The 13929-nt window shown below is 64.6% G+C and carries 10 protein-coding genes; 4 read left to right on the top strand and 6 right to left on the bottom strand.

Annotated elements, in window-relative coordinates; all coding sequences use genetic code 11:
- Window positions 1-46 precede the first annotated feature (46 nt).
- On the top strand, window positions 47-1183 hold the full coding sequence (locus FY258_RS06765) for an EcsC family protein (RefSeq protein ID WP_118104403.1): 1137 nt from the start codon (window positions 47-49) through the stop codon (window positions 1181-1183).
- Between the two features lie 24 nt (window positions 1184-1207).
- Here FY258_RS06765 and bsh read toward each other — a convergent pair whose 3' ends face one another.
- Window positions 1208-2152: a choloylglycine hydrolase gene (gene bsh, locus FY258_RS06760; protein WP_118104401.1), complete on the bottom strand. Its 945-nt coding sequence runs from the start codon at window positions 2150-2152 to the stop codon at window positions 1208-1210.
- Between the two features lie 229 nt (window positions 2153-2381).
- Window positions 2382-4814, bottom strand: coding sequence for a Tex family protein (locus FY258_RS06755; protein ID WP_259324482.1), 2433 nt, complete (start codon window positions 4812-4814; stop codon window positions 2382-2384).
- A 214-nt stretch (window positions 4815-5028) separates the two neighbouring features.
- Here FY258_RS06755 and FY258_RS06750 point away from each other — a divergent pair, with 214 nt between their 5' ends.
- The gene (locus tag FY258_RS06750) at window positions 5029-5517 is read left to right on the top strand and encodes a low molecular weight protein-tyrosine-phosphatase (protein ID WP_118104399.1); all 489 of its coding nucleotides are present in this window, start codon (window positions 5029-5031) and stop codon (window positions 5515-5517) included.
- 10 nt (window positions 5518-5527) lie between these two features.
- Window positions 5528-6244, top strand: coding sequence for a DUF554 domain-containing protein (locus FY258_RS06745; RefSeq protein WP_118104397.1), 717 nt, complete (start codon window positions 5528-5530; stop codon window positions 6242-6244).
- Between the two features lie 392 nt (window positions 6245-6636).
- Here the strand turns inward: FY258_RS06745 and FY258_RS06740 are convergent, their stop codons facing one another.
- Both FY258_RS06740 and FY258_RS06735 read right to left on the bottom strand, forming a co-directional pair.
- On the bottom strand, window positions 6637-8250 hold the full coding sequence (locus FY258_RS06740) for a peptide chain release factor 3 (RefSeq protein WP_118104395.1): 1614 nt from the start codon (window positions 8248-8250) through the stop codon (window positions 6637-6639).
- Between the two features lie 243 nt (window positions 8251-8493).
- Window positions 8494-10161, bottom strand: coding sequence for a SulP family inorganic anion transporter (locus FY258_RS06735; protein WP_118104393.1), 1668 nt, complete (start codon window positions 10159-10161; stop codon window positions 8494-8496).
- 364 nt (window positions 10162-10525) lie between these two features.
- Between FY258_RS06735 and FY258_RS06730 the strand changes: the two genes are divergently transcribed.
- Window positions 10526-11212, top strand: a complete 687-nt coding sequence (locus FY258_RS06730) for a phosphoribosylaminoimidazolesuccinocarboxamide synthase (protein ID WP_118104391.1) — start codon at window positions 10526-10528, stop codon at window positions 11210-11212.
- 411 nt (window positions 11213-11623) lie between these two features.
- Here the strand turns inward: FY258_RS06730 and groL are convergent, their stop codons facing one another.
- Window positions 11624-13261 carry a chaperonin GroEL gene (gene groL / locus FY258_RS06725; RefSeq protein ID WP_118104389.1) on the bottom strand — a complete coding sequence of 546 codons (1638 nt, stop codon included), beginning with the start codon at window positions 13259-13261 and terminating at the stop codon, window positions 11624-11626.
- A 181-nt stretch (window positions 13262-13442) separates the two neighbouring features.
- A complete protein-coding gene (locus FY258_RS06720) occupies window positions 13443-13730 on the bottom strand; it encodes a co-chaperone GroES (RefSeq protein WP_118104387.1) in 288 nt (95 codons plus the stop codon).
- Window positions 13731-13929: the final 199 nt, after the last annotated feature.

The raw sequence follows: 13929 nt of genomic DNA, 5'->3' as shown, positions 1-13929 counted from the left end.
GGGCGTTTCCTCGACAAGCGCGGCACCGCATGAGAAAGGACGCGATATGAGCGCACCGCAAGCCCATCTCGCCCCGGACCCCATCCTCGACGAGCGTGAGCTCTCCTCGCTCGATGTGCTCGCGGAGCGTTACCGCTCCCTGAACGAGCCCGGTCCGATCGCACGCGGCGCGGCCATCGCCGGGCTCTTCGTCCCCAACGAGGCGAAGGACGCGTGGGATCGCGGCAAGCGGCGCCTCTCCACCGGGGCGAGCGCCCACCGCGACCTTTACGACCAGGCGATCGCCGTGGTCGGGCGTGGCTTCGACAAACTCGAGCAGCAGGCTGCGGAACTCTCCAGCAGCGAGTCGTTCGTGCTCAGCCGCGTTAACGAGGCATCCGGCCGGCACCTTCACAGCCTCGACGAGATCTGCCTGCTCAGAAGCTACGAAGTCGCCGAGGCGGTCGCATCCTACAAGCGTGCCGACCGCCAGATCGCCTTCCTGGAGGGGTGCCTCACGGGGCTTCCCGGGTTCGCCGGCATCCCCTTCAACATCGCACTCGCCACCCTTCTGGGATTCCGCGCGACGCAATCGGTCGCAACGTTCTACGGCTACGACATCAAGAACGACCCCGCCGAACTCGCGCTCGCGGGCGAGGTCTTCATCCATTCCATGGAGCACCACGCTCCCGTCAATCGGGCAGACGCCGCATCGCATTTCGAGGAGACCACCTCCCCTATCGAGCGAGTCCTGCTCGTGGGCAAGGGCGTCGCCATCAAAATCGGCGTGAAGAGCGGCTGGAAGGAACTCGCCATGCGCGGCGGCGTGGCCGCCCTCATGACCGAGATGCGCACCGTCGCCCTGCGAACCGCCGAGGAGCAGGCGCTGCGTTCCGCCGAGGAGCAGGCTGCGCGCGTGGGTGCACGCGAAATCGAACAGTTGGTGGTCCGCGACGCCCTGCAACAGGCGGGCAAGGACGCCGCCCAGAAGCTCGTACAACGCTCCATCCCCGTGGTCTCGGGAATCATCGGGGGCTACTTCGACACGAAGAAGGTCGCGCGAGCCCTCGAGGTCGCCGACATCTTCTATCAGAAGCGATTCATCCTGGAAAAGGAAAAGCGCATGCAAGACCTGCTCGCACGCGCTTCCGTCGGCCCAGTCGGCACCCACCGCGACGCCGCGCACCGCCAAAACGGCATTTAGCGGCAGCGCCCACAGCACAGGGCGCTACGCCTCGATGACCCGATCGCCCTCGAGGGGATAATCGTCCAGGCGATAGGAGCGAATCGTCACATCGTCATACGTGTTGAAGTAATACGTACGCGTGACAGCGGAGAAGCAGCTCGTATACAGCGTCTTTTCGAACTTACCGTCGTACGCCGCGGCACCGCCCTCGACCATGGCGACTTGCGCCAGCGAATGGAACATGCGACTCACGTTGGCCGCCTCGTCGTTCTTGGCGGGATAGTTCGCGTTGACATACGCGGCGCGGACAAAACGCGAGGGCGAGCTGTAGTCGCCGGGCAAGCCGCGCTGGGAAGCACCCGCACCGAACGGGGCGAGCGGCTGGCCGAATGCGCCCTTGCTATCGAAGGCGCTGGATACGTTGAGGTAATTGCGCAGGTTCTCGGCATGCCAGTTGTAACCGGGCTGGTTGGCGAGAACGTCCACCGGGTTCTCAAACACCTGCATGCCCGCCGCCGTGTATTCGACCACGATGGAGCGGGTCGCGTCGCCGATGATCCAGTGAAGCAGCGAAGACGGCCACTTGGGCGCGATGGGCTCATCCACAATCACGGCATCCCGAAGAGCGGCGGCCACCTCGTCCACGGTTGCGAAATTGGCGGCGACCCACAGCGGGAACTCCCACGCCGCAACGTTCGTCTTGCCCTCGATGGGCGCGGGTGCGTACTCGGCGTAACCCGGGAAGTTGAGGCCCGCCACGGCGAGGCCCGCGTCATTGCCGGCGTCGAAGAGCAGCGGCTGACCCTCCTCCACAATGCCCATGCCGATCAGGGCGTGCGAGACCTCGCTGGTGGCACCGAAGGGCGAGGCCGGCTTGAAGCCGCGCGGCACCACGAGCGCGCGCTCACCGTAATCGAAGGTCCAATCCAAATTGCGGCCGAAAAACATCCGGCCCTCAGTATCGTTGAAGCGCATACCAGTGCACATGAGATGGGTCCTTTCGTTGCTGGCGTCGCGAGGCGGCGCCCTCCTACAGAGCCGCGGGGGACCCGGCCACGCCGTGCAAAAACGCCGTCGGCCCCGCGATGGCCGATATGTACCCTCAGGGCACCCCGCCATCGCGCGGCTGCGACTCTTCACCGTGCGCACAAACTTCGACCACATGCGGCCGGGGTCGCCAAGCCCCTCGGGCTCGGGGCGCATGGGCCGGAAAAGACTACTTGCCCATACGGCCCTTGACCATGGTGAGGGAGATCTTGCCGCGCACCTTGTCGACGCCCGTGACCCACACGGTCACGGTATCGCCCACGGCCACGACCTCACTCGGATGCTTCACAAAGCGATCGGCGAGCTTGGAGATGTGGACCAGGCCGTCCTGATGCACGCCGATATCCACAAACGCGCCGAAGTCCACCACGTTGCGCACGGTGCCTTTGAGCTCCATGCCCACCTCGAGGTCCTCGATGCTGCGCGCCACCTGGGAGAACACAACCTCGGGAGCGTCGTCACGCGGGTCGCGACCGGGCTTTTCCAGCTCCGCCACGATATCGCGCAGAGTGGGCACGCCGCAGCCCAGCTCGGCGGCCACCGCGCCCAGGCTGCCGATCTTGGCCCCGATGCCCGGCACGCCGCCCGCCGCCAACGCACTCGGCGCCACACCGGCGCGGCGCAGCAGCTCACCGGCGATCTCGTAGCTCTCGGGATGCACGCTCGTGGCGTCGAGCGGGTTCTTGCCGCCCGTGATGCGCATGAAGCCCGCCGCGTTGAGATACGCCTTGGGCCCCAGCTTGGGAACCTTCTTGAGCTGACGGCGATCGGTGAACGCGCCGTTCTCCTCGCGGTACGCCACGATGTTCTTCGCCACGGCGGGCGTGATGCCCGAAACGTACCCGAGCAGACTCGCGCTCGCGGTGTTCACGTCCACGCCCACGCGGTTGACCACGTTCTCCACCACGTTGCCCAGTGCACGGCCGAGCTCGGCCTGGTCCAGATCATGCTGATACTGCCCCACGCCGATGGACTGCGGCGGGATCTTGACGAGCTCGGCCAGGGGGTCCTGCAGGCGGCGGCCCAGGCTCATGGCGCCGCGCGTGGTCACGTCGAGGTCCGGGTACTCCTCGCTCGCCAGCTTGGAGGCCGAGTACACCGAGGCACCCGCCTCATTGACGATGGTGTAGCGCAGCTCGGGGGCGGACTCGGCGATGAAGGCGGACACGACCTCCTCGGTCTCGCGACTCGCCGTGCCGTTGCCCACCACGATGGTGTTGATGCGGTGCTTGCGGGTGAGGCGCAAAAGCTCGCGCTTGGTGCCCGCGATGTCGCGACGCGGCGGCGTGGGGTACAGAATCGTGTGGTCGAGCAGTTTGCCGTACTCGTCGAGCACCGCGACCTTGCAACCGGCTCGATACCCCGGGTCGAGCGCGATCACACGCGCACCGCGCACCGGGCGCTGTTGCAGCAGGCCCTCGGTGTTCTTGGCAAAGACCTTGATGGCGTCGGCCTGGGCGCGCATGGTGAGGTCGACGCGCAGCTCGCGCTCGAGTGAGGGGGCCATGAGGCGCTTGTAGCCATCGGCGATGGCGGCGTTGAGCTCGGACGCGAACGGCCCACGGCGACGCGGGTAGCGGCTCTGGAGGCGCTCGGCCGCGGCCTCGCCGTCCACGCGTACGCGCACGCGCAGCTTGCCCTCGCGCTCGCCGCGGTTGATGGCCAGGATGCGGTGGTTGGGAATGGAACGAGCCGCCTCGGAGAACTCGTAATAGGGCTCGTACGGCGTCTTCTCGTCCGCATCGATCGCCTCAGACTCGATGGCGGCCGTCTTATGCGTGTACTCGCGCAGGTCCGCCGTGTTCTCGGGGTCCTCCGCCACGAGCTCGGCCACGATATCGCGCGCGCCCGCAAGCGCCGCTTCCGCCGTGGCAAAGCCGCCCTCGGCGTTGACGTATCCGGCCGCCGCCACGAGCGGGTCCTCCCCCTGGGCGGGCTGCATGAGGATGAGGTTGGCGAGCGGTTCGAGGCCGGCGTCGCGCGCCTTGGACGCACGGGTGGCGCGCTTCTTGCGGTAGGGCTTGTAGAGGTCCTCCACACGCTGAAGCGTGGACGCCTCTTCGATGCTTGCACGCAGCTCCTCGGTGAGTTTGCCCTGAGCGTCGATCACCGCGATCACGTCGGACTTGCGCTGCTCGAGGTTGCGCAGGTAGGACAGGCGGTCGTCAAGCGCGCGCAGTGCGACGTCGTCCATGCCGCCCGTGGCCTCCTTGCGATAGCGCGCGATGAACGGGATCGTCGCCCCCTCATCGATGAGCGAGATCACGGCCTCGATGCGAGCGGCGGGCTGATTCAACTCGGAGGCGAGGGCCGCGACGATGCGCTTGTGGCGGGCCGCCAGCTCCTCGGGCGAAGTCTCCGCGCGGCGACCGGTCGCCGGGGCATCCGCAACATCATCGGCGGTGAGCGAGCCGGCGGAGCCGAGGGTGCGCACCGTGGCGGCACGGACCGGCGAGGCGGAGGGCACGGGCTCCGAATCGGGCGCAGGCGCTGGCGCAGCGGGCTCGATGATGACATCTTTGCGCGCGCCGCTCCCCTCCGGGCTCAGCGCGGCGACCATATTCATGATGGAGGCGATGTCGACGTTGTTCGTTTCGGCCATATGAAGACTCTCCCATCGAATTCGGCTAGGCATTACATCCTACCCGACCGTTAGGACGCATCATGCAATCCCTATGCGGCGGCGCGAGCCTCGCGGCCGCCCGGGACATCGCTCGGCCGACGACGTGTCGCCGCGCACGGCACCATGCCGTCCCACCCTCGCGCGCTCTGGTAAGCTGTGCTGTGAAATCATCCATTGAAAGGCTGCTTGCGACATGCATCGCATTCTCTTCATCTGCCATGGGAACATCTGCCGTTCCACCATGGCCCAGTTCGTCTTTGAGGAACTCGTGCGGCGCGCCGGGCTCGAAGGCGATTTCACGATCGATTCCGCGGCGACGTCTCGCGAGGAAATCGGAAACCCTCCGCATCACGGAACCGTCTCCAAGCTCCGCAAAGTCGGCATCCCCGTCGAGACGCATCGCGCTCGTCAGATCACGCGCGGCGAATACGAAAGCTGGGACCTCATCGCGTACATGGATCGCGAGAACGAACGGGGCCTCAATCGCATTCTCGACGGCGACCCCAACGGCACCTGCCACAAGCTCTTGGAATTCGCCGGAAGCAACCGTGACGTGGCCGACCCCTGGTATACCGGGGACTTCGACGCGACCTATCGAGATATCGCAGAGGGCTGCTCGGGCCTGTTCGAGCACGTAACCGGAACCAACGCGCCCCTCTTGCCGGACATCGAAGCACGCTAGGAGCTCTCCCATGATCGGACTCGGAACGCTCATCGACGTCACGCTCATCCTCCTGGGCGGCTTTGCCGGCCTCGCCTTCGGACGATTCATCAGCGAGCGCATACAAGACACCCTTCTCAAGGCAACCGCGGTGGCCATCATCTTCATCGGCATCTCCGGCACCATGAGCGGCATGCTCACCGTATCCGGCGGCGAGATCTCAGCCGGCGGCTCCGCGCTCGTTGTCGTCTCACTCGCATTGGGATCGCTCATCGGCGAAATCCTCGACCTCGAACGCCAGATCGACCGCTTTGGCGAGTGGCTCAAGTATGCGACCGGCAGCAGCGGGGACTCCGAGTTCGTGGACGCCTTCGTCACCGCGTCGCTTTCCGTCGCGATCGGCGCCATGTCCATCGTCGGCGCCATTCAGGACGGCATGACCGGGGACTTCTCCACCCTGGCGGTCAAAGGCGCTATCGACGCCCTGCTCGTATGCACCATGACGGCCTCGATGGGCAAGGGTTGCATCTTCGCCGCGATTCCCGTGCTGGTGTTCCAGGGCGCCCTCACCTTGCTCGCAAGCTTCCTGCAGCCGCTCATGACCGCCGCGGCACTCGCCAACCTCTCGACGGTCGGTTCGATCCTCATCTTCTGCATCGGCGTTAACCTGATCTGGCCCAGGACCTTCCGCGTGGCCAACATGCTCCCCGCGGTCGTCGTTGCCATGGCGGCGGCATTCGTGATGTAAGCGACGGAAAATCGTCGCGAACACAAGGTAGGGCCTTCGAGCACGGCTCATCCCGCCCTGCGGGCTAGTCCCGTGGGGTGGTCCCGTGGGCTGGTCCCGTGGGCTGGTCCCGTGGGGCGGTCCCGTGGGGCGGTCCCGTGGGGCGGTCCCGTGGGGCGGTCGCAAAATGCCACTCTGTACAAACGTGGCATTTTGCGACCATTTTTCGCTTGAAAAGCCCAAGGAAATGGTCGTGATTTGCCACGCTAGAACAGAGCAGCAAATCGCGACCACTTCATGGGAGCGAAGCGCCTGAGAAGCGGGTCCGGGCATCGCGACGCGCCCCTCGTAAGAAGCGAGCCCAGGCATCGCGGTGCGCGCCTCATAGCCGATGCCCGGGCCCCGCCCGTATCTTAGAACTCCACGTTGCCGAACTCAGACAGCTTGAGCTCCTTGTTGTGGTCCGTGGCCCAATCGATGTTCCAGGGGCTCGTGAACAGCAGCAGCTTGCCGCCGCGCATGTCCTCGACGCGCAGCGTGTCGCGCGTGAGGGAGAGCGCCGGGATGTCGATGGTGCCGGGCTCGTTCACGATCCAGCGGATGTCGGTGTAAGGCAGCGGCTGGCGGCGCACCTCGACGTGGTACTCGCTCTTGAGGCGCTGCTCGAGCACCTCGAACTGCAGGGTGCCCACCACGCCCACGATGACCGACTCCATACCGGCACCGAGCTCGCGGAAGATCTGGATGGCGCCCTCCTGGGCGAGCTGCTCCATGCCCTTCACGAACTGCTTGCGCTTGAGCGTATCGACCTGCGTGACGCGCGCGAACAGCTCGGGCGCGAACGTGGGGATGCCCGCGAACTGCACCGGCTTCTTGCCCGTGCAGATGGTATCGCCGATGGAGAAGATGCCCGGGTCGAACAGACCCACGATGTCGCCGGCGTAGGCCTCGTCCACGATGGCGCGGTCGTCGGCCATCATGGTCGTGCCCGTGGCCAGCTTGATCTTGCGGCCGCCCTGCACGTGCGTGGCGTCCATGCCGCGCTCGAACTTGCCGGAGCAGATGCGCACGAAGGCGATGCGGTCGCGGTGGTTCTTGTCCATGTTCGCCTGGATCTTGAAGACGAAGCCGGAGAAATCCTCACGCGTGGGCTCCACGGGCTCGCCGGTCAGCGCATCGGTGTGCGCGCCGGGGCCGGGGGCCAGGCGCAGGAAGTCCTTGAGGAAGGGCTCGACGCCGAAGTTCGTAAGCGCGGAGCCGAAAAACACCGGGGAGAGCTTGCCCGTGAGAACCGCGTCGAGGTCGAACTCGGAATCGGCACCGTCGAGCAGCTCGATGTCGTCCATCAGGTTGTTGTGGTTGTGCTCGCCGATGAGCTCGGTCAGCGCGGCGTCGCCGAGCGTGGCCTCGACCTCGCCCACCTTCTTGGTGCCGTTGGCGCGGCCGTCGCCCTCGAACGCGAGGACCTTGCGGCTCGCGCGGTCGAACACGCCACGGAAGTCGCGGCCGTTGCCGATGGGCCAGTTCATGGGGTAGGTGCGGATGCCGAGCACGTTCTCAACCTCTTCCATGAGGTCGAACGGGTCGCGCGTCTCGCGGTCCATCTTGTTCACGAACGTGAAGATCGGGATGCCGCGCATGGCGCACACGCGGAAGAGCTTCTTGGTCTGGGCCTCGACGCCCTTGGCGCCGTCGATCACCATGACCGCAGCGTCGGCGGCCATGAGGGTGCGGTACGTGTCCTCGGAGAAGTCCTGGTGGCCGGGGGTATCGAGGATGTTCACGCAGCAGCCGCCATAGGTGAACTGCAGCACCGAGGAGGTGACGGAGATGCCGCGCTGCTTCTCGATGTCCATCCAGTCGGAGACCGCATGGCGGGAGTTCTGCTTGCCCTTGACCGAACCGGCGGACTGGATGGTGCCGGTGTAGAGCAGGAGCTTCTCGGTAAGGGTGGTCTTGCCGGCGTCGGGGTGCGAGATGATCGCGAACGTGCGACGCGAGGAGATCTGCGGGGCGTAAGAGGCCATGGGCGCGTGCGTCCTTTTCTAACGTGGCGACGCGGGCGATGCGCGCCGAACGATGTACCGTGATTTGAACCGTACGTATTGTAGCGGCAAGAAGAGCGCCCGCCGAGGCAAAGGCCCCGACGAGCGTATTATGCAGCGGATTTTCACGCCGTTACGCATGCAACGCGCATTCCGGGTGCGTCCGGCGCCCGCAGACCGCCGCCATCGACGCCGGGGCGAATGGCAAAGGGCGCGCGATGGGCCCTACGCGTCCTCCCCCAGCAGCTCGCGGGCGTGGGCAATGGCGTCATCGATGCTGGTACGGAAGTGCTCGCGACCCACCTTCTCCACAAAGCCAGCGCGCTCCATGGTCTTCATGGGCTGCTCGTTGGCGTGCGAAATGATGAGCTGCACGTCATTCTCGGCGCAATACTCGCGCAGGTTCTCGAGCGCGTTCATGGCCGAGGAGTCGAGCGAAGGCACGCCGCGCATGCGGATAATCAGGTACTTGGTGAACTCCTTCACCGAGATCTCGGCGATCTGGTCGGTCATGCCGAAGAACATCGGGCCGTTGATCTCGTACACGCGCACGCTGCGAGGCAGCTCGCGCAGGTGCGTGACCTCGGAATCCTCGTCGCAGTAGTACTTCCAGCCGCGGACCTCGGTCTCGTCGCTCAGGCGCTTCATGAGCAGCACGAGCGTGATCATCATGCCAACGCCGATGGCCATGACCAGGTCAAACACCACGGTAAAGAGGAAGGTGACCACGAGCACGGCCACGTCGCTCTTGGGTGCGGTGCGAACCTGGTGCACCACGGTGCGCCAGCCGGACATGTTGTAGGCAACCTGCAGCAGGATGGCGGCAATGCAAGGCATGGGGATGAGCGCCGCATACGGCATGAGGAACACCATCACGGCGAGCAGCACCACGGCGTGGACCATGCCGGCGATGGGCGTGCGGCCGCCGGCCTTCACGTTGGCGGCGGTGCGGGCGATGGCGCCCGTGGCGGGAATGCCGCCGAACATCACGGAACCGATATTGCCCACGCCTTGGGCGACGAGCTCCATGTTGGCGCGATGGTGCGAGCTGATCATGGAATCGGCCACCACGCAGGACAGCAGGGACTCGATGGCCGCAAGGATCGCGATGGTGAAGCCGTTGGGCAGTTGCTCGCGGAACAGATCGAAGCTCAACTGGGGCAGGTGCAGCTGCGGAACACCAGCGTTGATGGTGTAGAGGTCGCCAATGGTGTTCACGTTCATGCCCAGACCGCTCACCATGGCGATTCCTGCGAGCACCGCGATGAGCGAGCCGGGGATGCGCTGGCTCACACGCGGCCACAGCACGAGCACCGCCAGGCACACGAGACCCACGATGAGCGCCTCGACGTTGAAGGTGGAGAAATTGGCGACCACAGCCGAGAGCTTGTCCATCGTCTCGATGGTGGGGGTGCCTGCCGGATACGTGAGGCCGAACAGATCCTTGAGCTGGCCCGCCACGATGGTCACCGCGATGCCCGCCGTGAAGCCCGTGGTGATGGTGTAGGGCACGAAGCGGATGAGCGTGCCCAGGCGGAAAACGCCCATGAGGATCAGCAGCACGCCCGCGATGATGGTCGCGGCCACCAGGCCGTCCATGCCGCTCGAGGCGACGATGCCCGCCACGATGGTGGCGAACGCGGCGGTGGGACCCGAGATCTGAACGGCGCTGCCGCCGAGCAACGCGATGATGAAGCCCGCGACGATGGCGGTATAAAGTCCCTGCTCGGGGCCGACGCCCGAAGCGATGGCCAGGGCGATCGACAGCGGCAGCGCCACGATGGCCACCACGATGCCGGCGACGATGTCGCGCGGGATCTGGCGCTTGAGCTGTTCGGGGTCCTGGTGCTTGATGATGCTGAAGAGGATGGGCTTGATCTTGTCGCGCGTCATATGGGTGCTTCCCGGCTTTCTACTCTTGATGTGCGTGCGGCATCGCCCAGGCGAATGGACACGCGAAAACGCCCGGCGGCGGTGCCCCGGACGGAACGCGTGAGGTCATTTCGTTGTAATCGCACTTGAACGACGCCCTCTGTTATACCACAGGCGCGCCCTTCACCCCGTCGGGTCCTTTTCGCCATGTATACACGCTTCCCACCACGCGATGTTCGAGCATGCCATGTTCGCCAAAATGACACCCATGCATAATCTTTCTGTAACAATAAACCCAGTTTGCGCATGACCTTATTAGGCACCTTGACGATGTTGTACACTCACACCGTCAAAGCATGCGGCGTTGTATGAAAGGACTACCGCCATGACCAAGGAACTCGTGTACTCCGGCAAGACCAAGGACGTGTTCGCCCTCGAGAACGGCAACTACCTGCTCAAGTTCAAGGACGACTGCACCGGCAAGGACGGCGTCTTCGATCCGGGCGAGAACGCGGTCGGCCTCACCATCGAGGGCGTGGGCGACGTCAACCTGCGCATGTCCATCTACTTCTTCGAGAAGATCAACGCCGCCGGCATCAAGACCCACTACGTGTCCGCCAACCTCGACGACACCACCATGGAGGTCCTGCCCGCCAAGGTCTTTGGCGAGGGCCTCGAGGTCATCTGCCGCAACAAGGCCGTGGGCTCCTTCTACCGCCGCTACAAGCAGTACTGCAACGAGGGCGACGATCTGCCGTCCTACGTTGAGACCACCTTCAAGAACGACGAGCTGGGCGACCCGCTGGTCACCAAGGACGGCCTGGTTGACCTGGGCGTCATGACCGCCGAGCAGTACGACGAGCTCAAGGACATGACCAAGAAGATCACCAAGATCATCGCCGACGACCTGGCCGAGAAGGGCCTCGTCCTCTACGACATCAAGTTCGAGTTCGGCTACGACGCCGACGGCAACGTCATCCTGATCGACGAGGTCGCCTCCGGCAACATGCGCGTCTACAAGGACGGCGAGTACGTCGACCCGATGACCCTCTCCGAGCTGTTCTTCGCGTAAGCCACAGGCGAAATACCGTATAACGGCACCGGGGCCCTGCACATATCGTGCGGGGCCCCGTTTTTTTGAACTATGTTTCCTGACCGCGCAGCCCGCTTTTCGCATGTCGCGCACATCCGCCCATCTGGCTTGCGAATTCGGCTCGCCCCCACAAACTCGGTGCGCTTGCACAAGTTCGGAGCACCTGGGAACCATTTCTCTGCCTGAAAATGGTTCCCAAGCGCTCCGAAGTTTCACAAGCGCTCCGAAGTTATTAAAATGCACCGAGCTCCACAGGCGCATCGAATCCGCTCCCAAAAACGCAGGGAACCCCCTGGGTGAACCCCAGGCAAACATTCCGCAGGCCAAAGGCCGAGGACGTTCGCATGGGTTCTCCCAGGGGGCTCCCGGAAAGCTAGGTGAGCTTACGGCTTAGTACATGCCGCCGCCCTGGGCGCCGGCGGTAGCGGCCGCGATGGCGTCCTCGAGCTGGGTGTTCTTGGGCACGTCGGAAACGGTGGCCTCGGTGATGAGAATGAGGGAGGCCACAGAGGCGGCGTTCTGCAGGGTGGTGCGGGTGACCTTGACCGGGTCGAGCACGCCCATGTCGATCATGTTGCCCCACTCGCCGTTGGCGGAGTTCAGGCCCTCGCCCGCGGGGAGCTCAGAGACCTTGTCCACGATGACAGCGCCCTCAAAGCCAGCGTTCTTGGCGATGGTGGCCACAGGAGCGGTCAGGGCCTTCTTGATGATGTCGATACCGATCTGCTCCTCGGGATCGGAGATCTCGATGTTCTCGAGCGCGGGCAGGGCGTCCATGAAGGCGACACCGCCGCCGGCGACGATGCCCTCCTCGACGGCCGCGCGGGTGGCCTGCAGGGCGTCCTCGACGCGGTGCTTAATCTCCTTAAGCTCGGTCTCGGTAGCGGCACCGACCTTGATGACGGCCACGCCGCCGGAGAGCTTGGCCAGGCGCTCCTGGAGCTTCTCGCGATCGAACTCGGACTCGGTGTGCTCCATCTCGCCCTTGATGGCGGCCACGCGGTCGGCGATGGCCTCCTTGGTGCCGGCACCGTCGACGATGGTGGTGTTGTCCTTGGTGATGGTCACGCTCTTGGCGGTACCGAGCATGTCGGCGGTGATGTCGGCGACCTTGATGCCGAGCTCGTCGAGCGCGGCCTGGCCACCGGTGAGGATAGCGATGTCCTCGAGCAGGCGCTTGCGGCGATCGCCGTAGCCGGGAGCCTTGACGGCGCAGACGTTGAGAGCGCCGCGGATCTTGTTCAGGACCAGGGTGGGCAGAGCCTCACCGTCGATGTCCTCGGCGATGATGAGCAGGCCCTTGCCGGCGCGGGAGACGGCCTCGAGCACAGGCATGATGTCCTGGACGTTGGAAATCTTCTGGTCGGTGATGAGGATGTAGGGATCCTTCATCACGGCCTCCATGCGGTCGTTGTCCGTGACGAAGTACGCGGAGACATAGCCCTTGTCGAACTGCATGCCCTCGACGGTGTCGATGGTGATATCGAAGGTCTGGGAATCCTCGACGGTGATGACGCCGTCCTTGCCCACGACGTCCATGGCGTCGGCGATCTTGTTGCCGACCTCGGCCTCACCAGCGGAGATGGTGCCGACGGAAGCGATCTGCTCCTTGGTCTCGACCGGCTTGGCGAGGTTCTTCATCTCGGCCACGGCGGCGTTGACGGCCTTGTCGATACCGCGACGGATGGCCAGCGGGTTGGCGCCGGCGGCGACGTTCTTGAGGCCGTCGTTCACGATGGCCTGGGCCAGCAGCGTGGCGGTAGTGGTGCCGTCACCCACGGTGTCGTTGGTCTTGGTGGCGACCTCCTTGACCAGCTGGGCGCCCATGTTCTCGATGTTGTCCTCGAGCTCGATCTCCTTGGCGACGGAGACGCCGTCGTTGGTGATCATGGGAGCGCCGAAGGAGCGCTGCAGGGCGACATAGCGGCCCTTGGGGCCCATGGTGACGGTCACGGCGTCGGCCAGGGTGTTGACGCCCTTGGCGAGCTTGGCGCGAGCGTCGGTGTCGAACGTGATGTTCTTAGCCATTTGATGTTCCTCCAAATGTGTCATTGGGGACGGGTGCAAATTACACATCCGTCTCAGGACCTCGTTTTAGGGACAGTCCCCAATTTGAGGTCGTGGTTTGCCGGCTGCGGCTGAGTCGCGTGCCGCAGCGGACACCTCAATTTGGGGACAGTCCCTAAATTGAGGTTCGGGGTCGCGAAAGTTACTCGACGACGGCGTAGATGTCGTCGGCGCGCATGAGCAGGTACTCCTCGCCGTCGACCTTGATCTCGTTGCCACCGAACTTGCCGTAGATCACGACATCGCCCTCATGGACGTCGAGCGGCATGCGCTCGCCACGGTCGTTGTACTTGCCGGCGCCCACGGCGACGACGGTGCCGCGCTGGGGCTTCTCCTGAGCGCTGCTGGCGATGTAGAGACCGGAAGCGGTCTTCTGCTCGACGGCGTCGGGCTTGATCAGAACGCGATCTGCAAGCGGCTTCAAAGACATGCTTGTCTCCTCCTTTTGCTGGGCTCCGGCACACGCCGGCGGTCCATGCGGTTTGTGTACGCGTTGAATAGTACCCAGCCGTACGGACTTATACAACGTCACTTCAAAAAATCTTATAAAGCGGCACTTAGATTTCCTGAGCGTTGAATTACCAGCGGTAGGCGGTTGATAGAGGACTGGACGAAGGCGCTTTCGGCTA

Origin of the sequence: Collinsella intestinalis (assembly GCF_902364775.2) — a bacterium.
Lineage (GTDB): Bacteria > Actinomycetota > Coriobacteriia > Coriobacteriales > Coriobacteriaceae > Collinsella.
Note: the sequence above shows the minus strand (reverse complement) of the source record. Positions and strands in the feature narration are given on the sequence as shown.

Bases quoted from the DNA above. Each gene is read 5' to 3' on its own strand.
- FY258_RS06755 (WP_259324482.1), bottom strand. From the start codon at position 4,814: ATGGCCGAAACGAACAACGTCGACATCGCCTCCATCATGAATATGGTC.
- bsh (WP_118104401.1), bottom strand. From the start codon at position 2,152: ATGTGCACTGGTATGCGCTTCAACGATACTGAGGGCCGGATGTTTTTC.
- FY258_RS06765 (WP_118104403.1), top strand. From the start codon at position 47: ATGAGCGCACCGCAAGCCCATCTCGCCCCGGACCCCATCCTCGACGAG.
- FY258_RS06730 (WP_118104391.1), top strand. From the start codon at position 10,526: ATGACCAAGGAACTCGTGTACTCCGGCAAGACCAAGGACGTGTTCGCC.
- FY258_RS06750 (WP_118104399.1), top strand. From the start codon at position 5,029: ATGCATCGCATTCTCTTCATCTGCCATGGGAACATCTGCCGTTCCACC.
- FY258_RS06720 (WP_118104387.1), bottom strand. From the start codon at position 13,730: ATGTCTTTGAAGCCGCTTGCAGATCGCGTTCTGATCAAGCCCGACGCC.
- FY258_RS06745 (WP_118104397.1), top strand. From the start codon at position 5,528: ATGATCGGACTCGGAACGCTCATCGACGTCACGCTCATCCTCCTGGGC.
- groL (WP_118104389.1), bottom strand. From the start codon at position 13,261: ATGGCTAAGAACATCACGTTCGACACCGACGCTCGCGCCAAGCTCGCC.
- FY258_RS06735 (WP_118104393.1), bottom strand. From the start codon at position 10,161: ATGACGCGCGACAAGATCAAGCCCATCCTCTTCAGCATCATCAAGCAC.
- FY258_RS06740 (WP_118104395.1), bottom strand. From the start codon at position 8,250: ATGGCCTCTTACGCCCCGCAGATCTCCTCGCGTCGCACGTTCGCGATC.